Raw genomic sequence first — 19,232 nt, 5'->3', positions numbered from 1 at the left:
GAGCAGCCCCTGGTGAAAGAACCGCCGAGTGTAGCCCAGCGCCCGCCCCGGCCCGATGCCCGGAAGTCATGGCCCCCCAGGGGAGCCCCGGACCACCCGCAACGCAGCATGGGAAAACCGCCGGCGGCTCTATAATCCGCGTTTTCCCCCAGACGAGTTCCACCCCGATGGCGCAGCAAACAATGAAGGCCCTGGTCAAGCGTGAAGCCGCCAAGGGCATCTGGCTGGACGAGGTTCCGGTGCCCACCCCGGGCCCGAACGAAGTCCTGATCAAGCTGGAAAAGACCGCCATCTGCGGTACGGACCTGCACATCTACCTGTGGGACGAATGGAGCCAGCGCACGATCAAGCCGGGCCTGACCATCGGCCACGAGTTCGTCGGCCGCATCGCCGAGATCGGCCCGGGCGTCACCGGCTATGAGATCGGCCAGCGCGTGTCGGCCGAAGGTCACATCGTGTGCGGCCACTGCCGCAACTGCCGTGGCGGCCGCCCGCACCTGTGCCCGAACACCGTGGGCATCGGCGTCAACGTCAACGGCGCCTTCGCCGAGTACATGGTGATGCCGGCCAGCAACCTGTGGCCCATCCCCGACCAGATCCCGTCCGAACTGGCCGCCTTCTTCGACCCGTACGGCAACGCCGCGCACTGCGCGCTGGAGTTCAACGTGATCGGCGAGGACGTGCTGATCACCGGCGCCGGCCCGATCGGCATCATTGCCGCGGGCATCTGCAAGCACATCGGCGCACGCAACGTGGTGGTCACGGACGTCAACGATTTCCGCCTGAAGCTGGCTGCCGACATGGGCGCCACGCGCGTGGTCAACGTGTCCAACACCTCGCTCAAGGACGTGATGAAGGACCTGCACATGGAGGGCTTCGACGTGGGCCTGGAAATGAGCGGCAACCCGCGCGCCTTCAACGACATGCTCGACTGCATGTACCACGGCGGCAAGATCGCCATGCTCGGCATCATGCCCAAGGGCGCCGGCTGCGACTGGGACAAGATCATCTTCAAGGGCCTGACCGTGCAGGGCATCTACGGCCGCAAGATGTACGAGACCTGGTACAAGATGACCCAGCTGGTACTGTCCGGCTTCCCGCTCGGCAAGGTGCTCACCCACCAGTTGCCGATCGACGACTTCCAGAAGGGCTTCGACCTGATGGAACAGGGCAAGGCCGGCAAGGTGGTACTGAGCTGGAATTGACGTAAAGAAAAAGGCACCCGACGGGTGCCTTTTTTGTGTGCCGGTGCTGCGGGGAGCCGGCCAGCGGCCGGCACTACGTTTTGTGGCGCCGGTGCTGCGGGGAGCCGGCCAGCGGCCGGCACTACGTTTTGGGGCGCCGGTGCTGCGGGGAGCCGGCCAGCGGCCGGCACTACCTTTGTGGTGCCGGTGTTGCGGGGAGCCGGCCGGCGGCCGGCACTACGTTTTGGGGTGCCGGCCCGGCATTTTTTGTAGTGCCGGCCGCTGGCCGGCTCGGCACGGTGACGGTGCGTTGGGTTACTGCCCTACCGCCACGGTGAACACCACGCGGTTGTCGGCCAGCTTGCCGGAGTTGTCGCGCCCGTTGCCGTCGGTGCCGTAGTAACCCAGGCCGAGGGTGAACAGACCGAAGCTGCGGTTCACGCCGATGTTCCAGTCGGTGTAGTCCTTGGCGACGCTGTCCTTGAACGTGCTGCGGCCCACGTTGGCGGTCAGGTTGAAGTCCTTCGGCAGCGCCCATTCGGTGCCGGCCGCGAAGTACCAGCCGTCGGTATCGGTGTTCCAGACATCGTTGGTGTAGCCCACGGTCACGTTGTAGTGCTCGGCGAAACTGGTCTTGGTGATCAGCTCGGTGTACGCCAGCTCGCTCGAGCCGGGGTAGCTGTAATGGTTGAGCATCACGTCGACGTTGAGGCTGTCGGTGATGTCCACGCCATAACCGATGAAGTAGTCGACCTCGGCATCCGGGCCGCCGTCGCCGAAGTCCACACCCGACCCCCAGACGCCCGCGTACAGGCCCACCGGCGAGGTGTAGGTGAAACCGGCCTGCAGGGTCGGGTCCTCGTCGGTCTGCGACACGCCGCGGAACACGTAGTCGGACACGCCGGTGACGTTCCAGCTGAAGGGAGACTCGGCCTCGTCCTGGGCACTGGCGGCAAACGGGGCAAGCAAGGCGGCGCAGAGCACAACGGCGGCGGTACAGCGCGTGGCGTGGTTCATGCGGGGTCTCTCCGGGGCGTGGGGGTGGGCGGGTGCGGCGGGGTTTACGGTTTTTTAACCTGATTGATATTGCGATGCAACAATCACGTGCGCAACCATTCCCCGTCACACCCGCGCCCGGCGGCCACCACCCCGCGGCCCCGGCACCGGCGGCGACAGGTAAAATCCCGGTTTTCCCGTGCCGAAGACTGCCTGCCATGAGCGACGCCACCCCCGCCCCGCTGACCCAGCACTACGTTGAAGAACTGGAGGCGATCCGCGCCCAGGGCCTGTTCAAGTCCGAGCGCATCATCACCAGCCCCCAGTCGGCCGAGATCACGCTGGACGACGGCCGCACCGTGCTGAACTTCTGCGCCAACAACTACCTTGGCCTGGCCGACCACCCCGACCTGATCCAGGCGGCCAAGGATGCGCTGGACAGCCACGGCTTCGGCATGGCGTCGGTGCGCTTCATCTGCGGCACCCAGGACCTGCACAAGCAGCTGGAAAAGCAGATCGCCGACTTCTTCGGCAAGCAGGACACCATCCTGTACGCGGCCTGCTTCGACGCCAACGGTGGCCTGTTCGAGCCGCTGCTGGGCGAAAACGACGCGATCATCTCCGATGCGCTCAACCATGCCTCGATCATCGACGGCGTGCGCCTGTGCAAGGCCAAGCGCTTCCGCTACGCCAACTGCGACATGGCCGACCTGGAAGCCCAGCTGCAGGCCGCCGATGCCGCCGGCTGCAGGACCAAGCTGATCACCACCGACGGCGTGTTCTCGATGGATGGCTTCATTGCGCCGCTGGATGAGATCACCGCGCTGGCGAAGAAGTACAACGCGCTGGTGCACATCGACGAATGCCATGCCACCGGCTTCCTTGGCGCCACCGGCCGCGGCTCGGCCGAGGTCAAGGGCGTGCTGGAGAAGATCGACATCATCACCGGTACGCTGGGCAAGGCGATGGGCGGCGCACTGGGCGGCTTCACCACCGCCAGCGCCGAAGTGATCGAACTGCTGCGCCAGCGCTCGCGCCCGTATCTGTTCTCCAACTCGCTGCCGCCGCACGTGGTGGCCGCCGGCATCAAGGCCTTCGAGATGCTGGCCGCCGCCGGCGACCTGCGCAGCACGCTGGCCGACAACACCGCCTACTTCCGCGAAAAGATGACGGCGGCCGGTTTCGACGTGAAGCCGGGCGTGCATCCGATCAGCCCGGTGATGCTGTACGACGCGCCGCTCGCGCAGAAATTCGCCGAGCGCCTGCTCGAGGAAGGCATCTACGCGATCGGGTTCTTCTTCCCGGTGGTACCCAAGGGCCAGGCGCGCATCCGCACCCAGATCAGCGCCGCCCATACCCGCGAGCACCTGGACCGCGCGATCGGCGCGTTCACCCGTATCGGCGTCGAGCTGGGCGTGATCAAGGGTTGATCAGCGCGGGGTGTAGACCGGGGCTCTGCCCCGCTCTACACCTTGGCCCATCATTGGCTCGCGCCGCGCGTCATTTCTTTTTCTTCTTGTCCTTCGCCGTTTCCTTGCTGGCCACCACCACCGCCGCAGCGGCGCGATCCGCTGCGTTGCCCTTGGCCACGCGGATGCCGTTGGCCTTCATCCAGGCATCGAATTCGTCGGCGCTCATGCGCTTGTCGCCGTCGCTCATCAGGAACCGGTAGCTGCCGCGGCCATCCAGCTCCGGCGTGCGGATCTCCACAATCTGGTCGGCCGCCGGTGGCGGCGCCTTGGCCGCCTGCCTGTGGCCGCCGCAGGCGCTCAGCAGCGCGGCCGGTACCAGCAGGCAGGCGCTGCGGAACAGGGAACGGTGGAAGGTGCTGATGTGCATGGTCTTACTCCCGGTGATGAACGGAATGTCCCTTCGGAGGCCATCCATTGCCCGGGTCGACTGGCCTGCCACATGCCGGCAGGCCACGAGGTCACGGTGAGGCCGCAGCGCCCTTGGCCGCGGCGTACAGCAGGTCCAGATCGTGTTGGCTGAGTTCGCGCCAGGCGCCCTTGCCCAGCTCGCCCATCGGCAGCTGCCCGATGGCCACGCGCACCAGGCGCAGCACGGTGATGTCGAAGGCGGCCAGCAGGCGGCGGATGTGGCGGTTGCGCCCTTCCTCCAGCACGACTTCCAGCCAGGCGGTCTTCTCGCCGCTGCGCAGCAGATCAACGCGGCGCGCACACAGCCGCTCGCCGTCGTCGTCAATGCCGGCGCACAGCGCCTGCAGCTGCGCCGCATCCGGGATCGTGTCGATCTGCACGTGATAGGTCTTGTCCGGCCCGGTGGCCGGGTCGGTGAGGCGCGCCGCCCACTGCGGGTCGTTGCTGAACAGCAGCAGCCCTTCGCTGGCCTTGTCCAGGCGCCCCACCGGCGCGATCCACGGCAGGCCGGCACCGTCGAAGCAGCGGTAGACCGTCTCGCGGCCCTGCTCATCCTGCGCGGTGGTGACCAGCCCGCGCGGCTTGTTGAGCATCAGGTGGATGCGCCGCGGCGCATCCAGCGCGCGACCATCCACGCGCACCTGGTGGCGCCCATCGATGATCGGGTATTCGGGGTTGTTGATGACCCGGCCATCCACCGTGACCCGCCCATCGGCAATCCAGCGCGCCGCTTCGGTGCGCGAGCACAGGCCGGCCTTGGACAGCACCCGGGCCAGCCCGTGGCGTACCGCGCCGGCACTGCTGCTGGAGGAGGTGTTCTGCGGGGACGCACGCCGCTCGGGGCGGCGTGGTCGGGATGCGGACGCGGCGGGGGGCCGGCGTGTGGTCATGGTCTCCGCGCGCGGCGGCTTACTTCTTCTCGCCCGGCTTGGTGTCGGCCGGTGCTTCAGCGGCGGCTGGCACGGCAGCCGGGGCCGGGCGCGCCTTGACCACGCGCACACCGCGCGCCTTCATCCAGGCGTCGAATTCCTCGGCGGTCATGCGCTTGCCGTTCTGGCTCATGTCGAAGCGCCAGGGCGTGTTGTCGAATTCGGTCTGCGGCTTGTAGGCCGCCGGGTCGTTCGGCTTGATCGCCGGTGCGCCCGGCATCGCCTTGGCGATGTTCTGGCAGCCATCGATGCGCAGGCGCTGCAGCACGCGGTCCAGCGACTGATGCTGATCGAAATTGGAGGTCAGCACGCCAGCCGGCATGCCCAGCTGCACGTTGCGGATATACAGCTCATCGGCCACAGGCGCGATCGCGGTGGCCGGCAGCGGCAGCGGCGAAGCGCTGGTGTTCGCCGAGCAATCCACGGCTGCGTGGGCGGCGGGAACCAGGGCCAGGCCAAGCACGGTGGCCAGTGCGATACGCAGCATGGGATGCATCCAGGAAAGGGGTCGACGCGCCGAGTTTAACAGCGCCACAACGGCTTTCAAGGTCCCACATTCAATGAATACGGCAACTTGTTGGATTTAAAGCAAAGATCAGATGCGGCCTACACCGGCTTTGTCGAGCTGGGCCGGTAGAGGTGGGTGCGCACAGGACAGTCGGAGCGCGACGGCCCTGGCTGCTTTAACTCGCCGCTCTTCATTGGCCACCGGCCCCCTGTCGAGGGTGGGGGTGTGTGGGTTCGCGGGCCGTTGCGCCGCATGGATGCGGCGCACGAGCCTACAGGGACGTACTTGCGGCGTGCCCCGCGAACCCACACACCCCCGCCCAGCCTGGAAACCCAAGGCAACGACAGCTTTTCGCCTGTCCGGCTGTTCGCGTGTTCGGCGAAAAAAAAAGGGCCCGGCAATGCCGGGCCCTCTTCTGAGGCTGTACTACCAGAAGGATTAGTTCTGGACGTTCAGCTCGGTACGACGGTTCTTTGCACGGCCTTCCGGGTTGTCCGAACCATCCGGGTTGGTGTTCGGAGCAATCGGGCGGCTCTCGCCGTAACCGATCGGACCCACCAGACGCGAAGCGGACACGCCGTTCTTGGTCAGGTAGTCATACACGGTGGTGGCGCGACGCTCGGACAGCTTCTGGTTGTACGCGTCGGTGCCCTTCGAGTCGGTGTGACCGGCCACTTCAACGCGCAGATCCGGGTAACGCTTCAGGATCTCGGTAGCTTCGCTCAGGATCGCCACGGCGTCCGGACGCAGGGTCGACTTGTCGAAGTCGAAGTTGACGCCCTTCAGGTCGATGGAGACCGGCACCGGGCAGCCGTCCGGACCGATGGTCTGGCCAGGCTGGGAGTTCGGGCACTTGTCGTCGCAGTTGTTGACGCCGTCGCCGTCGTCATCCAGGTCGGCGCAGCTCGGAGCAACCGGAGCCGGCGCAACCACAGCAGCCGTCGGGGCCGGGCCCAGCGGGATCACGACGCCGACCGAAGCCAGCACGTCGCCGAACCAGTCTTCCGTCGGAGCAGAGATGCTCTGGTCGTCGAAGTCAGCGCGGTAGGCCACTTCGGCGCGCACAGCAACGCGCTTTTCGAAGGTGGTCTGCAGACCAACGCCGACCTTGGCGGCGAAGTTGCCGTCCTTGCGCTCACGCGGACCGTTGTTGTCCAGAGCCGGGTACTCTTCTTCCGACTTCTGGTAGCCCAGACCCATCAGCAGGTACGGGTTCCAGCCACGGCCTTCGGAGATGAAGTGGCGACGCAGGTCGATCGAGGCGCCGTACTGGCTCCAGTTCAGATCCTGGTTGGCGTCGAAGTTCGGGTTCTGGTAGTTCAGTTCACCGTCCAGCGACCAGTTGGGGCTGATGAACTTACCGAGGCCCAGGGTCACGAACGGAGCGTCGTTGGTCAGACGGTCGTTATCCTGGAAGTTGAAGCCGGCCGAACCGGTCAGGTACCAGCGGTCGTCAAAATCCTGCGCCGATGCAGCCTGGGCGAAAGCCAGACCGCCCAGCAGCGCGGCAGTGAGGATCTTCTTGTTCATTGAGTACAGCTCCTATTTCGGGGGTATGAAACCGGTAGAGGCATGGGCCAGCACTACTGCGTCGTTTTCAGACTGCCGATTCAGCACGCCACCGCCGCGAACATTATGCTCAGGAGGGTGAAGGTGATGTTAACAGTCCCGTAACATGTGAAGAGAACGGCCAGGCCTCTACCCGGCCCAGCGGGTGGCACCGTATACAGGTTGATGAAATTGCGCAAGCGCCTTTGATGACAAGGGTTTCCCGGGATTCATGCCGCTGTGGGTGCCAAGGGTGAGTATTTCTCCCCTGCGCGAAGCCCGCATTGATTCAGCGCAGAAACAGCAATGTCAGCAACCGTATGATGACGCTATCACCCCGATATCGGAGCTGTCATGAAAGCCGTCGGACTGACCCGTTACCTCCCCATCGACGACCCCCAGGCCCTGCAGGATCTGCAGCTTCCCGCGCCGGGTGCACCGCAGGGACGCGACCTGCTGGTGCGGGTCCAGGCCGTCTCGGTGAACCCGGTGGACACCAAACTGCGTGCCCCGCGCGAGGGCCGGGAAGACCCGCCGCGCATCCTCGGCTTCGACGCGGCCGGGGTGGTCGAGGCGGTCGGGCCGGAGGTGACCGCCTTCGCGCCGGGCGATGCGGTCTATTACGCCGGCGACGTCACCCGGCCAGGCTGCAATGCCGAATGGCAGTGGGTGGATGAGCGCCTGGTCGGACGCCAGCCGACCACCCTGGACGCGGCCGATGCCGCCGCGTTGCCGCTCACCGCGCTGACCGCGTGGGAACTGCTGTTCGAGCGCATGCCGCTGCACTTTGATGACCGCCAGCATGCCGGGCAGCACCTGCTGGTCATTGGTGGCGCCGGCGGGGTCGGCTCGATCGCGATCCAGTTGGCGCGGCACGCCGGCTTCACAGTGGTCGCCACCGCCTCCCGCGCCGCATCGCGCGACTGGTGCACCCAGATGGGCGCCAGCCACGTGATCGACCACCGCCAGCCGCTGCTGCCGCAGTTGCAGGCCTTGGGCATCGCCGCCGTCGAGGTCGTCCTGAATCTGGCCGACACAGATCATTACTGGGATGCGATCGGCGAACTGCTGGCGCCGCAGGGCCATGTGGGGCTGATCGTGGAACCGCGCGGCGCGCTGCGCATCGGCGATCCCTACAAGGCCAAATGCATCGGCATCCACTGGGAATTCATGTTCGCGCGGGCGCGCTTCCGCACCCACGACATGATCGAACAGCACCGCATTCTCAATCGCGTCGCCAGCCTGGTCGATGCCGGCGAACTGCGCAGCACCGCGCATACCCTGCTGGGCCCGATCAACGCGGCGAACCTGCGCGAGGCGCACCGCCGCCTGGAAAGCGGAGGGGTGATCGGCAAGCTGGTGCTGTCCGGCTGGGACTGACCGCCCGCCGTGCCGCTGTCGGCACGGATTGGCAGGCATCTGTATCTGTTGGCGCGCCCCGGCCCGCCCTACATTCAAGGGCCCTTCCGGTGAATGCGCCATGCCCACGTCCCTCCCCCTGCGTCTGATCCAGCTGCTGCTGGGCTTGTTCCTGTATGGCATCGGGGCGGCCGTGATGATCCGTGCCGCCATCGGCGTCGCGCCGTGGGACGTGCTCTCCCAGGGCATCGCCCTGAACACACCGCTGTCGTTCGGGGTGGCCACCAACGTGATCGGCGCGCTGGTCCTGCTGCTGTGGTGGCCGATCCGGCAGAAGCCGGGACTGGGCACGGTAATGAACGTGATGCTGATCGGCCCCAGCGCGCAGTTCGGGCTGTGGCTGCTGCCGGAGGTGCACGGCCTGGCATGGCAGATACCGACGTTCGTGCTCGGCCTGCTGCTGGTCGCGGTGGCCACCGGGCTGTACATCGGCGCCCGCTTCGGCCCGGGGCCACGCGATGGCCTGATGACCGGCCTGCATGCCCGAACCGGCTGGCCGATCTGGATCGTGCGCAGCCTGATCGAAGGCACGGTGCTGGTGATCGGCTGGCAGCTCGGCGGCGATGTCGGCGTGGGCACCCTCGCCTTCGCCCTGCTGATCGGCCCGCTGTGCGGCGTCACCCTGCCCTTCTTCGGCATCCGCAGGCCGCCCACACCGCTGGCCGCCACCCGCTGATACCGGCCACCCGCGGCCCCCACCGGCAGACGCCCCTTGCCGTTGCGGCCGTTTCGCGGCACGCTTCACGCTTCCGTACGCAAGCGTATCGACATGTCGCCAGCCGCCGAATCCACCGCCTATCCCCATCTGTTCACCCCGTTGGACCTGGGCTTCACCCAGCTCCGCAACCGCGTGCTGATGGGGTCCATGCACACCGGCCTGGAAGACCGGGCCCGCGATTTCCCGCGGCTGGCCGCGTACTTCGCCGAACGCGCGGCCGGCGGCGTCGGCCTGATCGTCACCGGTGGCTTCGCCCCGAACGTGGTGGGCTGGCTCAAGCCGTTCGGCGGCAAGTTGTCCTGGCCGTGGGAGGTGCGCCCCCACCGCCAGGTCACCCGTGCGGTGCACGACAACGGCGGGCGGATCTGCCTGCAGCTGCTGCACGCGGGCCGCTATGCCTACCACCCGCTGTCGGTGGCACCGTCCAAGCTGAAGGCGCCGATCAATCCGTTCACCCCGCGTGCGTTGTCGGCCCGCGGCGTGGATCGCCACATCGCCGATTACGCGCGCAGCGCGCGGCTGGCCCGCGAGGGCGGCTACGACGGCGTGGAAGTGATGGGCTCGGAAGGCTATCTGATCAACGAATTCATCGCCCCGCGCACCAACCAGCGCACCGACCGCTGGGGCGGCGACGCCGCGCAGCGCATGCGCTTCGCGGTGGAGATCGTGCGCCGCATCCGCGAGGCATGCGGGCCGGATTTCATCATCATCTACCGGCTGTCGCTGGTGGACCTGGTGGACAACGGCAGCAACTGGGAGGAGATCGTGCAGCAGGCCAAGGCCATCGAGGCCGCCGGTGCCACCCTGATCAATTCGGGCATCGGCTGGCATGAGGCGCGTATTCCCACCATCGCCACGTCGGTGCCGCGTGGCGCCTTCGCCGGGGTGACCGCCAAGCTCAAGCCGCACGTGGGCGTGCCGCTGATCGCGACCAACCGCATCAACATGCCCGACGTGGCCGAGCGCATTCTCGCCGGCGGCGGCGCCGACATGGTCTCGCTGGCCCGCCCGCTGCTGGCCGATGCCGAGTGGGCCAACAAGGCGCGCAGCGGTCGGCCGCATGCGATCAACACCTGCATCGCCTGCAACCAGGCCTGCCTGGACCACGTGTTCGAGAACAAGACGGCCAGTTGCCTGGTCAATCCGCGGGCCGTGCATGAAACCGAACTGGTCTACCGCCCGGTCGCCACCGCCCGGCGCGTGGCGGTGGTCGGCGCAGGCCCGGCCGGCCTGGCCTGCGCCACGGTAGCCGCCGAGCGCGGGCACAAGGTGACGCTGTTCGATGCCAACACCGAGATCGGTGGTCAGTTCAACGTCGCCAAGCGCATCCCCGGCAAGGAAGAGTTCCACGAAACCCTGCGCTACTTCGGGCACAAGCTCGCCGAGACCGGGGTGGAACTGAAGCTCGGCACCGTGGCCGACGTCGCCACTCTGGCCGGCTTCGACGCGGTGGTGGTCGCTACCGGCATCACCCCGCGGCAGGTCGATTTCCCCGGTGCGGACCACCCCAAGGTGGTCAGCTATCTGGACGTGCTGCTTGGCCGCGTCACGGTGGGCCCGCAGGCGGCCATCATCGGGGCCGGCGGCATCGGCTTCGATGTCGGCGAATTCCTGGTGCACGAAGGCCCCTCGCCGGCGCTGGATACGGCGCGCTGGATGGCCGAATGGGGCGTGGACCCGACCTTCGAGGGCCGTGGCGCGCTGGCACGACCGGCACCGGAAGCCCCCGCCCGCAAGGTGTGGCTGCTGCAGCGCAGCCCGGGCAAACCGGGTGCCCGCCTGGGCAAGACCACCGGCTGGATCCACCGCGCCACGCTCAAGGCCAAGGGCGTGACCATGCTCGGCGGCGTGGAGTACCTGGGCGTTGACGACACCGGCCTGCGCGTGCGCGTGGGCGACCAGGAACAGACCCTGCCGGTCGATCACGTGGTGATCTGCGCGGGGCAGGAACCGCGTCGTGATCTGCACGCGGCATTGCAGGCGGCCGGCGTGTCGGCGCACCTGATCGGCGGTGCCGATGTGGCCGCCGAACTGGACGCCAAACGTGCGATCCGCCAGGGAAGCGAACTCGCCGCCGCGCTGTAATCCGGGCGGCCGGCCAGCGGCCGGCACTACCTGAATGGGGGAATTCTCTCCCCCTTCCGAACCTGAATGTCAAGTTCAAAGGTTCAGGATGCATTGGGAAATGGCCCCCTATCGTGCGCCAACTTTCCCGCTCACCACCCAGTTCGAGTGAGCGCGCGGACCCGTCATCCTGATCGGGTCCGCCCCCGGGCGGCCCCGATGGCCGCCTCCCCATGACGCCAAGTCGTACCCCTCGCCCCGTCCGCACGATCGGATGGACTGCCAGGTGCGGCCCATACGGAGCAAGGAGATTTATGAAACTGGCCTGGATTCTCTGGCTGTCGCAGTTGTTGCCGCAGCCGGCCGCCGATTCGTTGTGCCTGAGCACGACCGTCTACCTCGAAGCGCGTGACCAGACCCTGCGCGGCCAGCAAGCCGTCGCGGAAGTGGCCCTGCGCCGCCTGGACAGCGGCCTGTGGGGCGACTCGATGTGCCAGGTGGTCACCGCGCGCAAGCAGTTCGCCCCGACCATCGTGGCCCCCGGCACCCAGCTGGGCAACGCCGACGCGTGGCAGGAAGCGATGACCGTGGCCTTCGACGCCGAGCGCAACTGGGCGCTGCCGGTGGGCGAACGCAAGGAAATCGTGCCCGGTGCCAGCCATTTCGCCGCGTTGGCCATCGCCAACCCGAGCTGGCGCAACGCCTACCAGGTGGCCACCATCGGCGACCACACGTTCTATCGCGTGCAGAAACTCAAGCCGCGCGCGTCGTAACGATCTGTTACGGCCATACCGTTGAGGATGCGTGGCGCGCTCTGGAATAGTGGGCGGCTCACCCATCACCATCCGCAACGGAGTTCCCATGAAGCTGTACAGCAAGCCCGGTGCCTGCTCCACCGCCGACCACATCGCCCTGCAGTGGACCGGCCAGCCGTATGACGTGGAACTGCTCAACAAGGACACGCTGAAGGCGCCCGCGTTCCTGGCCATCAATCCGGCCGGCTCGGTGCCTGCGGTGGTCGACGGCGACTTCGTGCTGACCCAGAACGCGGCCATCATGGGCTACATCGCCGATACCTATCCCCAGGCCGGTCTGGCCGGTGACGGCAGCGCCCAGCAGCGCGCCGAGGCCACCCGCTGGCTGTCCTTCGTCAACTCGGACCTGCACCCGGCGTTCTCGCCGCTGTTCGGGCCGGGCAACTACATCGGCGACGAAAGCCAGTACGACGCGATCCGCGCCGCCGCACACAAGCGCCTGCGCGGCCTGTTCGAACGCGCCAACACGCAGCTGGAAGGCCGCCAGTGGCTGGCCGGGTTCCGCAGCTTCGCCGATCCGTACTTCTACATCACGCTGCGCTGGGCCGCGGGCGTCAAGGTTGACCTGACCGGCCTGGACAACATCGCCGCCTTCAAGCAGCGCATGGACGCCGACCCGGGCGTGCAGGCCGCGCTGAAGGCCGAAGGCCTGCTCTAAGCGCGACGGCGAACGATCAACGAAGAGCCCGGCCATGCCGGGCTCTTTCGTTATCGGCAACACGCGCCCCTCAGCCGATCTCGCGGACGACGTTGTCCTGCGCGTCGCGCAGCGTGGTGGGCACCACCTCCACCACCAGACCGGTACCGGGCAACGGGTAGCGACCGCGCTGGGCACGCACCTCGCGCAGCAGCGCGTCCAGGCTCGCCGAGGTCAGCGTGCATGTCATCCCGCCCTCGCCGGGCCGCAACGCATCGCGTTCACCGGGCTGGAAGGTCCACTCGCGATCGCCGCCGATCACCGTCAACGGGTTGCCGTAGCGCAGGCGCAGCGGCAACAGGTCCAGCAGGCTGGGTACCTGGCCGGCGCCGATGACCAGCACCGTGCTGTCTCCCTCCTCACGCCATGCCAGCGTTTCCACGAACAGCATCGCGGTGCTGGAGCCGTCGCGCGCGCTGCCTGCCTCCACCTGCCGGGCCAGGTCCGCATCGTCGAGCAGCGAGGCACGATGCAGATCGGTGATCCACAACGGCATGCCCGGCTCCAGCGCGTGCAGCACGCCATCGGTGGACCAGCGCTTGATCGCGGCCATCTCCGCATCGCTCAGGCCGATCACCTGCAGGAACGACAGGTGGCCGTTGGCGGTATCGCGCGCCGGCAGCTGCGGGTCGGGCAGGAAGGCCACGTGACGCAGGCAGGTGTCGGTATCCAGCGCGATCGGTCCGTTGGCATCCATGTGATGCCCGGCCTCGAACACGTTTCCGGTAGCGAACACGTAGCGGGCGAGATTCTGCAGCAGGTTCATCGGCCACGTCGGCGGGCTGGCGGCATCGTCGTCCACGGCCAGGCGGAAGGTCAGTTCGAAGCCGAAACCGCTGGTCTGCGCATCGTCGCTCTGCTTGTCGTACAGCTCGGAGAGGCCGTAGGTGACGTAGTGCCAGTGCGGGCGCGGGGCGGTGGCCCAGTACACGCTGATGCCGTCCAGCGGATCCTTCCCGCCCAACGTGTAGGGCAGCGCCGTGCCGTAGTGCTTCGGCTCCTGGCCGGGATACAGCGCGGCCAGGGCCGCGTTGATGGCATCCCAGCCCGGGGTGCCGTCATCGTCCTTCGTGGGGTCCATCGCGTGGCTCCTGCGTGTGTAGCCTGGCAAGGTAACGCCGGTGCGCGGCGACCACCACCCTTGCCCTGCGCCACGCGTCAGCCAGGAACAGCGGCCGCCGTGTCCTGCAGCGGTGGCGCTGGCGCGTCAGGTGCGTCGAGCAACGCGTGGGTATCGCTCAGCCAGCGGCTGGCCAGCGCCGGGCTCCTGGCCTTGGCGACGGCAGCGGCCATGTCCGGCCACAGTTTTTCCAGCGTGCCGGCATCGGTGCAACGCTCGATCTTGAGCTGCATGAAATAGCCCTTCAGCCCAAGGTGCCTGCGCACCGACTCGCTCATCCAGTCGTACAGGCGCTTGTACAGGTCCGGGTCCTGCTCACGGCCGGCGGTGAGCGTGCGCGCGGCCGGCGGTGCCACCGCGCCGCCGATGATCTCGATCAGGCCCATCCCGGCAAGCTGCGCCAAGGCGTCGTCCGGTGCGCGCAGGCCCGGCAGCACGGCGGTCAACGCATCGTCATCGCGCTGACCATCGACCATCAACAGAATGGAGCGCAATGACGGCGGCAGACGCCGCGCGCGGTCTTCGATTTCCTGACGGCCCGCGGCCGTCTTGGCATGGATGTACGCCATGTGGTGCTTCCCCCTGTCACCTGCTGCATTGCCACGCCCGGCACGCAGCCGGTGGCTGGTGCAGGGGCGCCCCTTGCGATGGTTCCTGACGGCGCCTCACGTCCGGCGCCGCCAGCGCACCGTGTCCCCAGCGCGCGGCGTCCGGCCATGGGCCGGGAACGATCACTTCCGGAGCTTACCTGAGCGGGCTGGGCACGGGTGACGCGTCGCAGCAACGCCCCTTGCGGGCAGCCGCGTGGGGAGCGCTACCGCGCACGTGAGCGCATCCACGCCATCAACACGCCGAAAAAAGCGCCCCCGAACGCCATGCTCCGTCCGATGTCCCCGGCATCGACCGGCATGCGCCACACCATGTCCAGAACGCACCTCCACGTCCCGAACACCAGCGCGAATTCGGCGCCGTAAAAGACTGCGCTGAGCCAGAACGCGCGCCGTTGTCTATCGGCCGGCACCGCAACGCACAGCCGGATCATCAGCCAGAGCATCATGCGTGGTTTGCGCTTCATCCTGACCCTTCCGTACCGCATCCGCATCGTGCGCTGCGTCCGGAGCGGATCGTGGAAAAAGCGCGGATCCGTTTCCAGATGCAGATGCGACATCAACGCGACGAAGGCAACGGCCTCAACTTCCCACTTTTCCCTTTACCGAGTAAAGCGGCTCGAGCAGCCATTCATATAACTGGCGCCGCTCCCCCAGGATGTCGGCTTCAAGTCGCATCCCGGGACGTAATGGCTCAGGTACGCCATAGGCAGATACGCTCTGTCGATCCAGCGCGACAAGTACACGATACACCGGCTCACTCGATGACGCCCGACCCGCAATTGCACTGCGCGAGATATGGGTGACCACGCCATGATGGCTACCGAATTTCTGGTAGGGGTACGCCTCGTAGCGCAGCAACACCCGGTCACCGGCCTTGATGAAACCGATCGCCGCACTGGGCACCAACAACTGGGCACGCAGCCGGGAACCTTCTGGCAACAGACTGATCAGCGGCTGGCCAGACTGCACGGCTTGTCCGGCTTCAACCAACCGGCTCGCAACCATTCCGGGTACCGGGGCACGCAGCAGCAACTCGCCGTCCGCTTCCATACGCACGGCCTCCTGGCGCAGTGCGGCGCCATCGCGCTCCGCGGATGCCTGTGCGGCGCGACGCTGTGGCGGGACCTCTGCAAGCACCTGCTCCATCTGCGCCAGCGCGCGTCGTAGTGAGGTTGCCTGTCGCTGCAGCGCCTGCTGTGCGTTAAGCAGATCAAGCACCCCTTGCTCCTGCTGGTTGAGCTGCACCAAGCTCACATAGCCCTGGTCAGCGACCTGTCGATAGCGCTGAACGGTCTCACGGCCGATGCGCACCTGCTCGCTACGCGTTTGGATCTCGTCCTCGATCTGGGCAAGCTCGCGTCGCAACGCATTCCGCTGCTGACGGCCACCGCGCTGTTGCACCTGCAACTGCGCTTCCTGCGATGCGTGCAGGGCGGCAAGACTTTCCACGCGCACGTGATGGCCCTCGCGTAATACCTTCAGCGCATCATCGCCAGCGGCGGTCACCCGCGGTATGTTGATCAGCAACAGGGGCGCCTGGCGCTCAACACGATCGCCTTCATCGGCATGCACCACGGCGATCACACCCGATGAGGGCGCCACCACCGTGGACAGACCCAAATCGGGTATGAGCTCGCCCGCAACACGAGAGCGACGCGTGTAGTCCCCAAAAATAAGCAAGCCCAGCACCAACGCTGCCGACAGGGCACCAAGGATAGCCAGCACCCACAGCCGAACAGGCTGTGCAAGCGAGATGTTCCCCAACCAACTTCCCCGCTTCGCCTCAAGTACCTCCGGGCGGTACAACCCGCTCACGCACTTACCTCATCTACAGCGCCTTGCGCCTGCTGCACCGGCGGCCGGTGTTCGGCAACAATCGCCCCGGCATGCATCACCAGCACCCGTTCGGCACTGGCAATGGTTTCAGGCCGGTGGGCAATGATGACCCGCGTGAGATCCAGTCGACGTACCGCGTCATTGACCAGTCGCTCACGCTCTACATCGAGATGGCTGGTGGCCTCGTCCAGAAACAGCAGCCGTGGCTGGCGGTACAGCGCCCGTGCCAGTATCACCCGCTGTTTCTGCCCACCAGACAAGGTGGTGCCCATGTCGCCGATCAGGCTGTTGTAGCCCATCGGCATCGCGACAATGTCGTCATGCACGGCGGCCAGCGTCGCCGCTTCCTGAACGCGCGCGTCATCCAGGCCATCATCCTCGAAGGCGATGTTGTCGCGAAGGCTACCCGCGAAGAGCTGATCATCCTGCATCACCGCACCAATGATGCGGCGGTACTGCTCCATCCCGATCCTGGCCAGCGGCACGCCACCGATCCGGATCTCACCTTCGGTAGGCGTCAGCAGGCCGAGCAGCAGCTTGATCAGCGTCGTTTTCCCGCAGCCTGAAGGACCGACAATGGCTACCGACTCGCCCGCTTCGATGACCATGCTGCAGTGACGCAGCACCCATGGCTCGCTGGACGCGTAGCGAAATCCAAGTCCAGTCACTTCAATGCGCAACCGTGCCGGCAGTCCATCCGCCGTGACATCAACCGCAGGCATCTCAGGCTCGGCCAGTACGATGTCCGACAGCCGCTCACCATGCAGGCGCAACATGCGGAACTCCATCCACTTGTCGATCAGCCCGCCGACTCGTTGTGCGAACTGTTCCTTATAAGCAAGGTAGGCAATGAGCATGCCCACCGAGAAGACGTTCTGCATTGCAAGAACGGCACCGATCCAGATCACTGCGATACGCTCGACACCGAAGATCAGCTGATTGGCGCTGCCAAAGACGACGCCAAAGCGGGCCAGCCACACGTCGCGGTTGACGGTGTCGTTCATCAGATTGAAATAGCCGGAGCGGCGCAGCGTTTCTCGCCCAGCCACCTTGATCGACTGGACGCCGCGGATGGACTCCAGCAGGTGGCTCTGCTGCTGGGCTGCTGCAACGAGTTGCCGCTCGGTACCGTTGCGCAACGCACGGAACGATACCCCCCGCATCACCATGTAAAGCGCTACCGCCAGTAAGCTCACCAGCGTCAGCTTCCAGCTGTACAACAGCATCATACCCAGGGTCACTATGGCCATGACCCCGTCTATGAGCGCCTCCACGAAGCTGGTCGTCAAGGTGCGCTGGATGGCCTGCACGCTGCCCATGCGCGAGGTGATATCGCCCAGGTGGCGTTTCTCGTAGAAATCCAGCGGCAGCCTGATCAGATGGCTGAACACGTTCCCCAGCCATTGCAGACCCAGACGACTGGATAGATGGATGACTGCCCAGCCGCGGACCGCACCGATGGCGACCTGCAGCAGCAGCGCAAGGCCGAATCCGAGGCCCAGGGTAGTAAGCAGGTCACGATCTGCTGCAATCAACACGTGATCGACGATCCACTGAATGAAGAACGGCGCCAGCAGAACGAACACCTGCAGCGCCAGCGACAACATCACGATCATGCCCAGTGCACGCCACAACCCGCTCACCTTGCCGGTCAGCTGGGAGATAGCGACCGCCGCTGTAGACGGGGTGGCCCGGAAATCGGCACCCGGGCTCAACTCCAACGCAATCCCGGTGAAATGCCGCGAGAACTCCTGCAGCGACAAGCTTCGCTCACCAACGGCAGGATCGAGCACGGTGACGGCGTGCCTGCGAACGCGGTTGAGCACCACAAAGTGATTGAGATCCCAGTGCAGAATGCAGGGAAGCTGAAGCTGGCCAAGGTGTTCCATATCTAACCGCAACGGACGGCAGTTGAAACACATCTGCTCGGCAATCGTCATCACTTGGGCAAGCGTGGTCCCGTTGAGTGAAAGCCCGTGGCGGCGGCGGAGCCCACGTAGACCGATGCGATCGCCATAGTGCGAAGCCACCATCGCAAGGCACGCCAATCCGCACTCTGCGACTTCCGATTGAACTATCCGCTCCATTGAATAGCGACCTATGAAAAATTCAATAAATCCTGTGACTGCTTCTACGAGAACTCAAACAAAATCTGCGCACAGGCCGCCACAGAGGATCAACTAATCCGGACGAAAGTTCATGGCTCGCCTGTACTTGATACCGGCATCAGGCCGCCGGGAATCCACCGGGAATCTTGATATATATCCGGCAGCCAATGCTCGCTCCTTCATCTCTTCTCCAATACCCTCTGCGGCCTCGATCTCCACATGCGTTACCTTTCCGCCGGCATCCACCGTCATTACCCATACCAATCGACCTACAAACCTCTGCGGCGACGCTTCTTCTGGATAGTTGGGCCGGCCCAACACATAAGGCACTGGAGAAGGCTGATTGAACTTTGCAGCCTTCAGACTCATGGCTACCTCTACAGACCTGCTGGCCGTAAACGTAGATTCACCATCGAGATACACCCTATATGACCATGTACCTGGCACCCCCCAACTGGGGAGACGGGCGGCATAGCAGCGCTTCTTGCCGCTGTAGCTTTCATCCGACTGGCGAGACACCACCTCCCCTCTGCTATCGACGGCCTCCAAGACCATCGACTGACGCGGGGTTTCCGATCTGAGTACGGCCACGCAAACTTGGTGATTGAACTTCTTCCCAAGTACAAATGAACGAGTCTCCTGACGTGCGAGCGCACCCGCTTCAGGCTTTGACCACAGAAACTCTATGTATACATCTGCGCCAGAGGAGCCAGCATCCTCGGCGGATGATGCCCAAGTCACAGTCAAAAGGATTAGATACAGCGCAAAAACCAACCATTCGCGATCAGCCCTCATACGC

18 protein-coding genes are annotated in these 19,232 nt (G+C 65.8%); 7 read left to right on the top strand and 11 right to left on the bottom strand.

Features of this window, described 5'->3' with window-relative positions; genetic code table 11:
- Nucleotides 1-182: 182 nt before the first annotated feature.
- The gene (tdh, locus tag ACLB90_RS14005) at nt 183-1,205 is read left to right on the top strand and encodes an L-threonine 3-dehydrogenase (RefSeq protein ID WP_411852763.1); all 1,023 of its coding nucleotides are present in this window, start codon (nt 183-185) and stop codon (nt 1,203-1,205) included.
- 294 nt (nt 1,206-1,499) lie between these two features.
- Here tdh and ACLB90_RS14000 read toward each other — a convergent pair whose 3' ends face one another.
- Nucleotides 1,500-2,201 carry a TorF family putative porin gene (locus tag ACLB90_RS14000; RefSeq protein WP_411850044.1) on the bottom strand — a complete coding sequence of 234 codons (702 nt, stop codon included), beginning with the start codon at nt 2,199-2,201 and terminating at the stop codon, nt 1,500-1,502.
- Between the two features lie 197 nt (nt 2,202-2,398).
- Between ACLB90_RS14000 and kbl the strand changes: the two genes are divergently transcribed.
- Entirely contained in the window at nt 2,399-3,610 is a 1,212-nt protein-coding gene (gene kbl / locus ACLB90_RS13995) for a glycine C-acetyltransferase (protein WP_411850043.1), read from the top strand.
- Between the two features lie 70 nt (nt 3,611-3,680).
- On the opposite strand, the gene ACLB90_RS13990 is transcribed toward kbl, so the two are convergent.
- The 4 genes from ACLB90_RS13990 to ACLB90_RS13975 form a co-directional block, all read right to left on the bottom strand.
- Complete coding sequence (locus ACLB90_RS13990) at nt 3,681-4,019, bottom strand: hypothetical protein (RefSeq protein ID WP_411850042.1); 339 nt, start codon at nt 4,017-4,019, stop codon at nt 3,681-3,683.
- A gap of 91 nt (nt 4,020-4,110) precedes the next feature.
- Nucleotides 4,111-4,950, bottom strand: a complete 840-nt coding sequence (locus ACLB90_RS13985; RefSeq protein ID WP_411850041.1) for a pseudouridine synthase — start codon at nt 4,948-4,950, stop codon at nt 4,111-4,113.
- Nucleotides 4,951-4,969: 19 nt separating this feature from the next.
- Nucleotides 4,970-5,476 carry a hypothetical protein gene (locus ACLB90_RS13980; protein WP_411850040.1) on the bottom strand — a complete coding sequence of 169 codons (507 nt, stop codon included), beginning with the start codon at nt 5,474-5,476 and terminating at the stop codon, nt 4,970-4,972.
- A gap of 459 nt (nt 5,477-5,935) precedes the next feature.
- The gene (locus ACLB90_RS13975; protein ID WP_411850039.1) at nt 5,936-7,027 is read right to left on the bottom strand and encodes an OmpA family protein; all 1,092 of its coding nucleotides are present in this window, start codon (nt 7,025-7,027) and stop codon (nt 5,936-5,938) included.
- Between the two features lie 372 nt (nt 7,028-7,399).
- On the opposite strand from ACLB90_RS13975, the gene ACLB90_RS13970 reads away from it, so the two are divergent.
- The 5 genes from ACLB90_RS13970 to ACLB90_RS13950 all read left to right on the top strand — a co-directional run bounded on the left by ACLB90_RS13970 (nt 7,400) and on the right by ACLB90_RS13950 (nt 12,719).
- Entirely contained in the window at nt 7,400-8,425 is a 1,026-nt protein-coding gene (locus ACLB90_RS13970) for a zinc-binding alcohol dehydrogenase family protein (protein WP_411850038.1), read from the top strand.
- 100 nt (nt 8,426-8,525) lie between these two features.
- Nucleotides 8,526-9,140, top strand: a complete 615-nt coding sequence (locus tag ACLB90_RS13965) for a YczE/YyaS/YitT family protein (RefSeq protein ID WP_411850037.1) — start codon at nt 8,526-8,528, stop codon at nt 9,138-9,140.
- A gap of 93 nt (nt 9,141-9,233) precedes the next feature.
- Nucleotides 9,234-11,267: an FAD-dependent oxidoreductase gene (locus ACLB90_RS13960; protein ID WP_411850036.1), complete on the top strand. Its 2,034-nt coding sequence runs from the start codon at nt 9,234-9,236 to the stop codon at nt 11,265-11,267.
- A gap of 293 nt (nt 11,268-11,560) precedes the next feature.
- On the top strand, nt 11,561-12,019 hold the full coding sequence (locus ACLB90_RS13955; RefSeq protein ID WP_411850035.1) for a cell wall hydrolase: 459 nt from the start codon (nt 11,561-11,563) through the stop codon (nt 12,017-12,019).
- A gap of 88 nt (nt 12,020-12,107) precedes the next feature.
- Nucleotides 12,108-12,719: a glutathione S-transferase N-terminal domain-containing protein gene (locus tag ACLB90_RS13950; RefSeq protein WP_411850034.1), complete on the top strand. Its 612-nt coding sequence runs from the start codon at nt 12,108-12,110 to the stop codon at nt 12,717-12,719.
- Nucleotides 12,720-12,789: 70 nt separating this feature from the next.
- Here the strand turns inward: ACLB90_RS13950 and ACLB90_RS13945 are convergent, their stop codons facing one another.
- From ACLB90_RS13945 to ACLB90_RS13920, 6 genes are all read right to left on the bottom strand, one after another.
- Nucleotides 12,790-13,839 (bottom strand): suppressor of fused domain protein, encoded by a 1,050-nt coding sequence (locus ACLB90_RS13945; RefSeq protein ID WP_411850033.1) that lies wholly within the window; start codon nt 13,837-13,839, stop codon nt 12,790-12,792.
- Between the two features lie 77 nt (nt 13,840-13,916).
- Nucleotides 13,917-14,447 (bottom strand): hypothetical protein, encoded by a 531-nt coding sequence (locus ACLB90_RS13940; RefSeq protein WP_411850032.1) that lies wholly within the window; start codon nt 14,445-14,447, stop codon nt 13,917-13,919.
- A gap of 245 nt (nt 14,448-14,692) precedes the next feature.
- Complete coding sequence (locus tag ACLB90_RS13935; RefSeq protein ID WP_411850031.1) at nt 14,693-15,046, bottom strand: hypothetical protein; 354 nt, start codon at nt 15,044-15,046, stop codon at nt 14,693-14,695.
- A gap of 22 nt (nt 15,047-15,068) precedes the next feature.
- Nucleotides 15,069-16,304, bottom strand: a complete 1,236-nt coding sequence (locus ACLB90_RS13930) for an HlyD family secretion protein (RefSeq protein ID WP_411850030.1) — start codon at nt 16,302-16,304, stop codon at nt 15,069-15,071.
- Nucleotides 16,301-18,412, bottom strand: a complete 2,112-nt coding sequence (locus ACLB90_RS13925; protein WP_411850029.1) for a peptidase domain-containing ABC transporter — start codon at nt 18,410-18,412, stop codon at nt 16,301-16,303. Before ACLB90_RS13925 ends, ACLB90_RS13930 begins: the two co-directional genes overlap by 4 nt.
- 93 nt (nt 18,413-18,505) lie before the next feature.
- Nucleotides 18,506-19,228: a hypothetical protein gene (locus tag ACLB90_RS13920; RefSeq protein WP_411850028.1), complete on the bottom strand. Its 723-nt coding sequence runs from the start codon at nt 19,226-19,228 to the stop codon at nt 18,506-18,508.
- Nucleotides 19,229-19,232 lie beyond the last annotated feature (4 nt).

It is taken from the genome of Stenotrophomonas sp. LGBM10, from assembly GCF_046736075.1.
In the GTDB taxonomy this organism is placed as follows: Bacteria; Pseudomonadota; Gammaproteobacteria; order Xanthomonadales; family Xanthomonadaceae; genus Stenotrophomonas.
Note: the sequence above shows the minus strand (reverse complement) of the source record. Positions and strands in the feature narration are given on the sequence as shown.

What these genes read in the sequence shown, in the direction of transcription:
- tdh (WP_411852763.1), top strand. Translation starts at nt 183, where the DNA reads ATGAAGGCCCTGGTCAAGCGTGAAGCCGCCAAGGGCATCTGGCTGGAC.
- ACLB90_RS14000 (WP_411850044.1), bottom strand. Translation starts at nt 2,201, where the DNA reads ATGAACCACGCCACGCGCTGTACCGCCGCCGTTGTGCTCTGCGCCGCC.
- kbl (WP_411850043.1), top strand. Translation starts at nt 2,399, where the DNA reads ATGAGCGACGCCACCCCCGCCCCGCTGACCCAGCACTACGTTGAAGAA.
- ACLB90_RS13990 (WP_411850042.1), bottom strand. Translation starts at nt 4,019, where the DNA reads ATGCACATCAGCACCTTCCACCGTTCCCTGTTCCGCAGCGCCTGCCTG.
- ACLB90_RS13985 (WP_411850041.1), bottom strand. Translation starts at nt 4,950, where the DNA reads ATGACCACACGCCGGCCCCCCGCCGCGTCCGCATCCCGACCACGCCGC.
- ACLB90_RS13980 (WP_411850040.1), bottom strand. Translation starts at nt 5,476, where the DNA reads ATGCTGCGTATCGCACTGGCCACCGTGCTTGGCCTGGCCCTGGTTCCC.
- ACLB90_RS13975 (WP_411850039.1), bottom strand. Translation starts at nt 7,027, where the DNA reads ATGAACAAGAAGATCCTCACTGCCGCGCTGCTGGGCGGTCTGGCTTTC.
- ACLB90_RS13970 (WP_411850038.1), top strand. Translation starts at nt 7,400, where the DNA reads ATGAAAGCCGTCGGACTGACCCGTTACCTCCCCATCGACGACCCCCAG.
- ACLB90_RS13965 (WP_411850037.1), top strand. Translation starts at nt 8,526, where the DNA reads ATGCCCACGTCCCTCCCCCTGCGTCTGATCCAGCTGCTGCTGGGCTTG.
- ACLB90_RS13960 (WP_411850036.1), top strand. Translation starts at nt 9,234, where the DNA reads ATGTCGCCAGCCGCCGAATCCACCGCCTATCCCCATCTGTTCACCCCG.
- ACLB90_RS13955 (WP_411850035.1), top strand. Translation starts at nt 11,561, where the DNA reads ATGAAACTGGCCTGGATTCTCTGGCTGTCGCAGTTGTTGCCGCAGCCG.
- ACLB90_RS13950 (WP_411850034.1), top strand. Translation starts at nt 12,108, where the DNA reads ATGAAGCTGTACAGCAAGCCCGGTGCCTGCTCCACCGCCGACCACATC.
- ACLB90_RS13945 (WP_411850033.1), bottom strand. Translation starts at nt 13,839, where the DNA reads ATGGACCCCACGAAGGACGATGACGGCACCCCGGGCTGGGATGCCATC.
- ACLB90_RS13940 (WP_411850032.1), bottom strand. Translation starts at nt 14,447, where the DNA reads ATGGCGTACATCCATGCCAAGACGGCCGCGGGCCGTCAGGAAATCGAA.
- ACLB90_RS13935 (WP_411850031.1), bottom strand. Translation starts at nt 15,046, where the DNA reads ATGTCGCATCTGCATCTGGAAACGGATCCGCGCTTTTTCCACGATCCG.
- ACLB90_RS13925 (WP_411850029.1), bottom strand. Translation starts at nt 18,412, where the DNA reads ATGGAGCGGATAGTTCAATCGGAAGTCGCAGAGTGCGGATTGGCGTGC.
- ACLB90_RS13920 (WP_411850028.1), bottom strand. Translation starts at nt 19,228, where the DNA reads ATGAGGGCTGATCGCGAATGGTTGGTTTTTGCGCTGTATCTAATCCTT.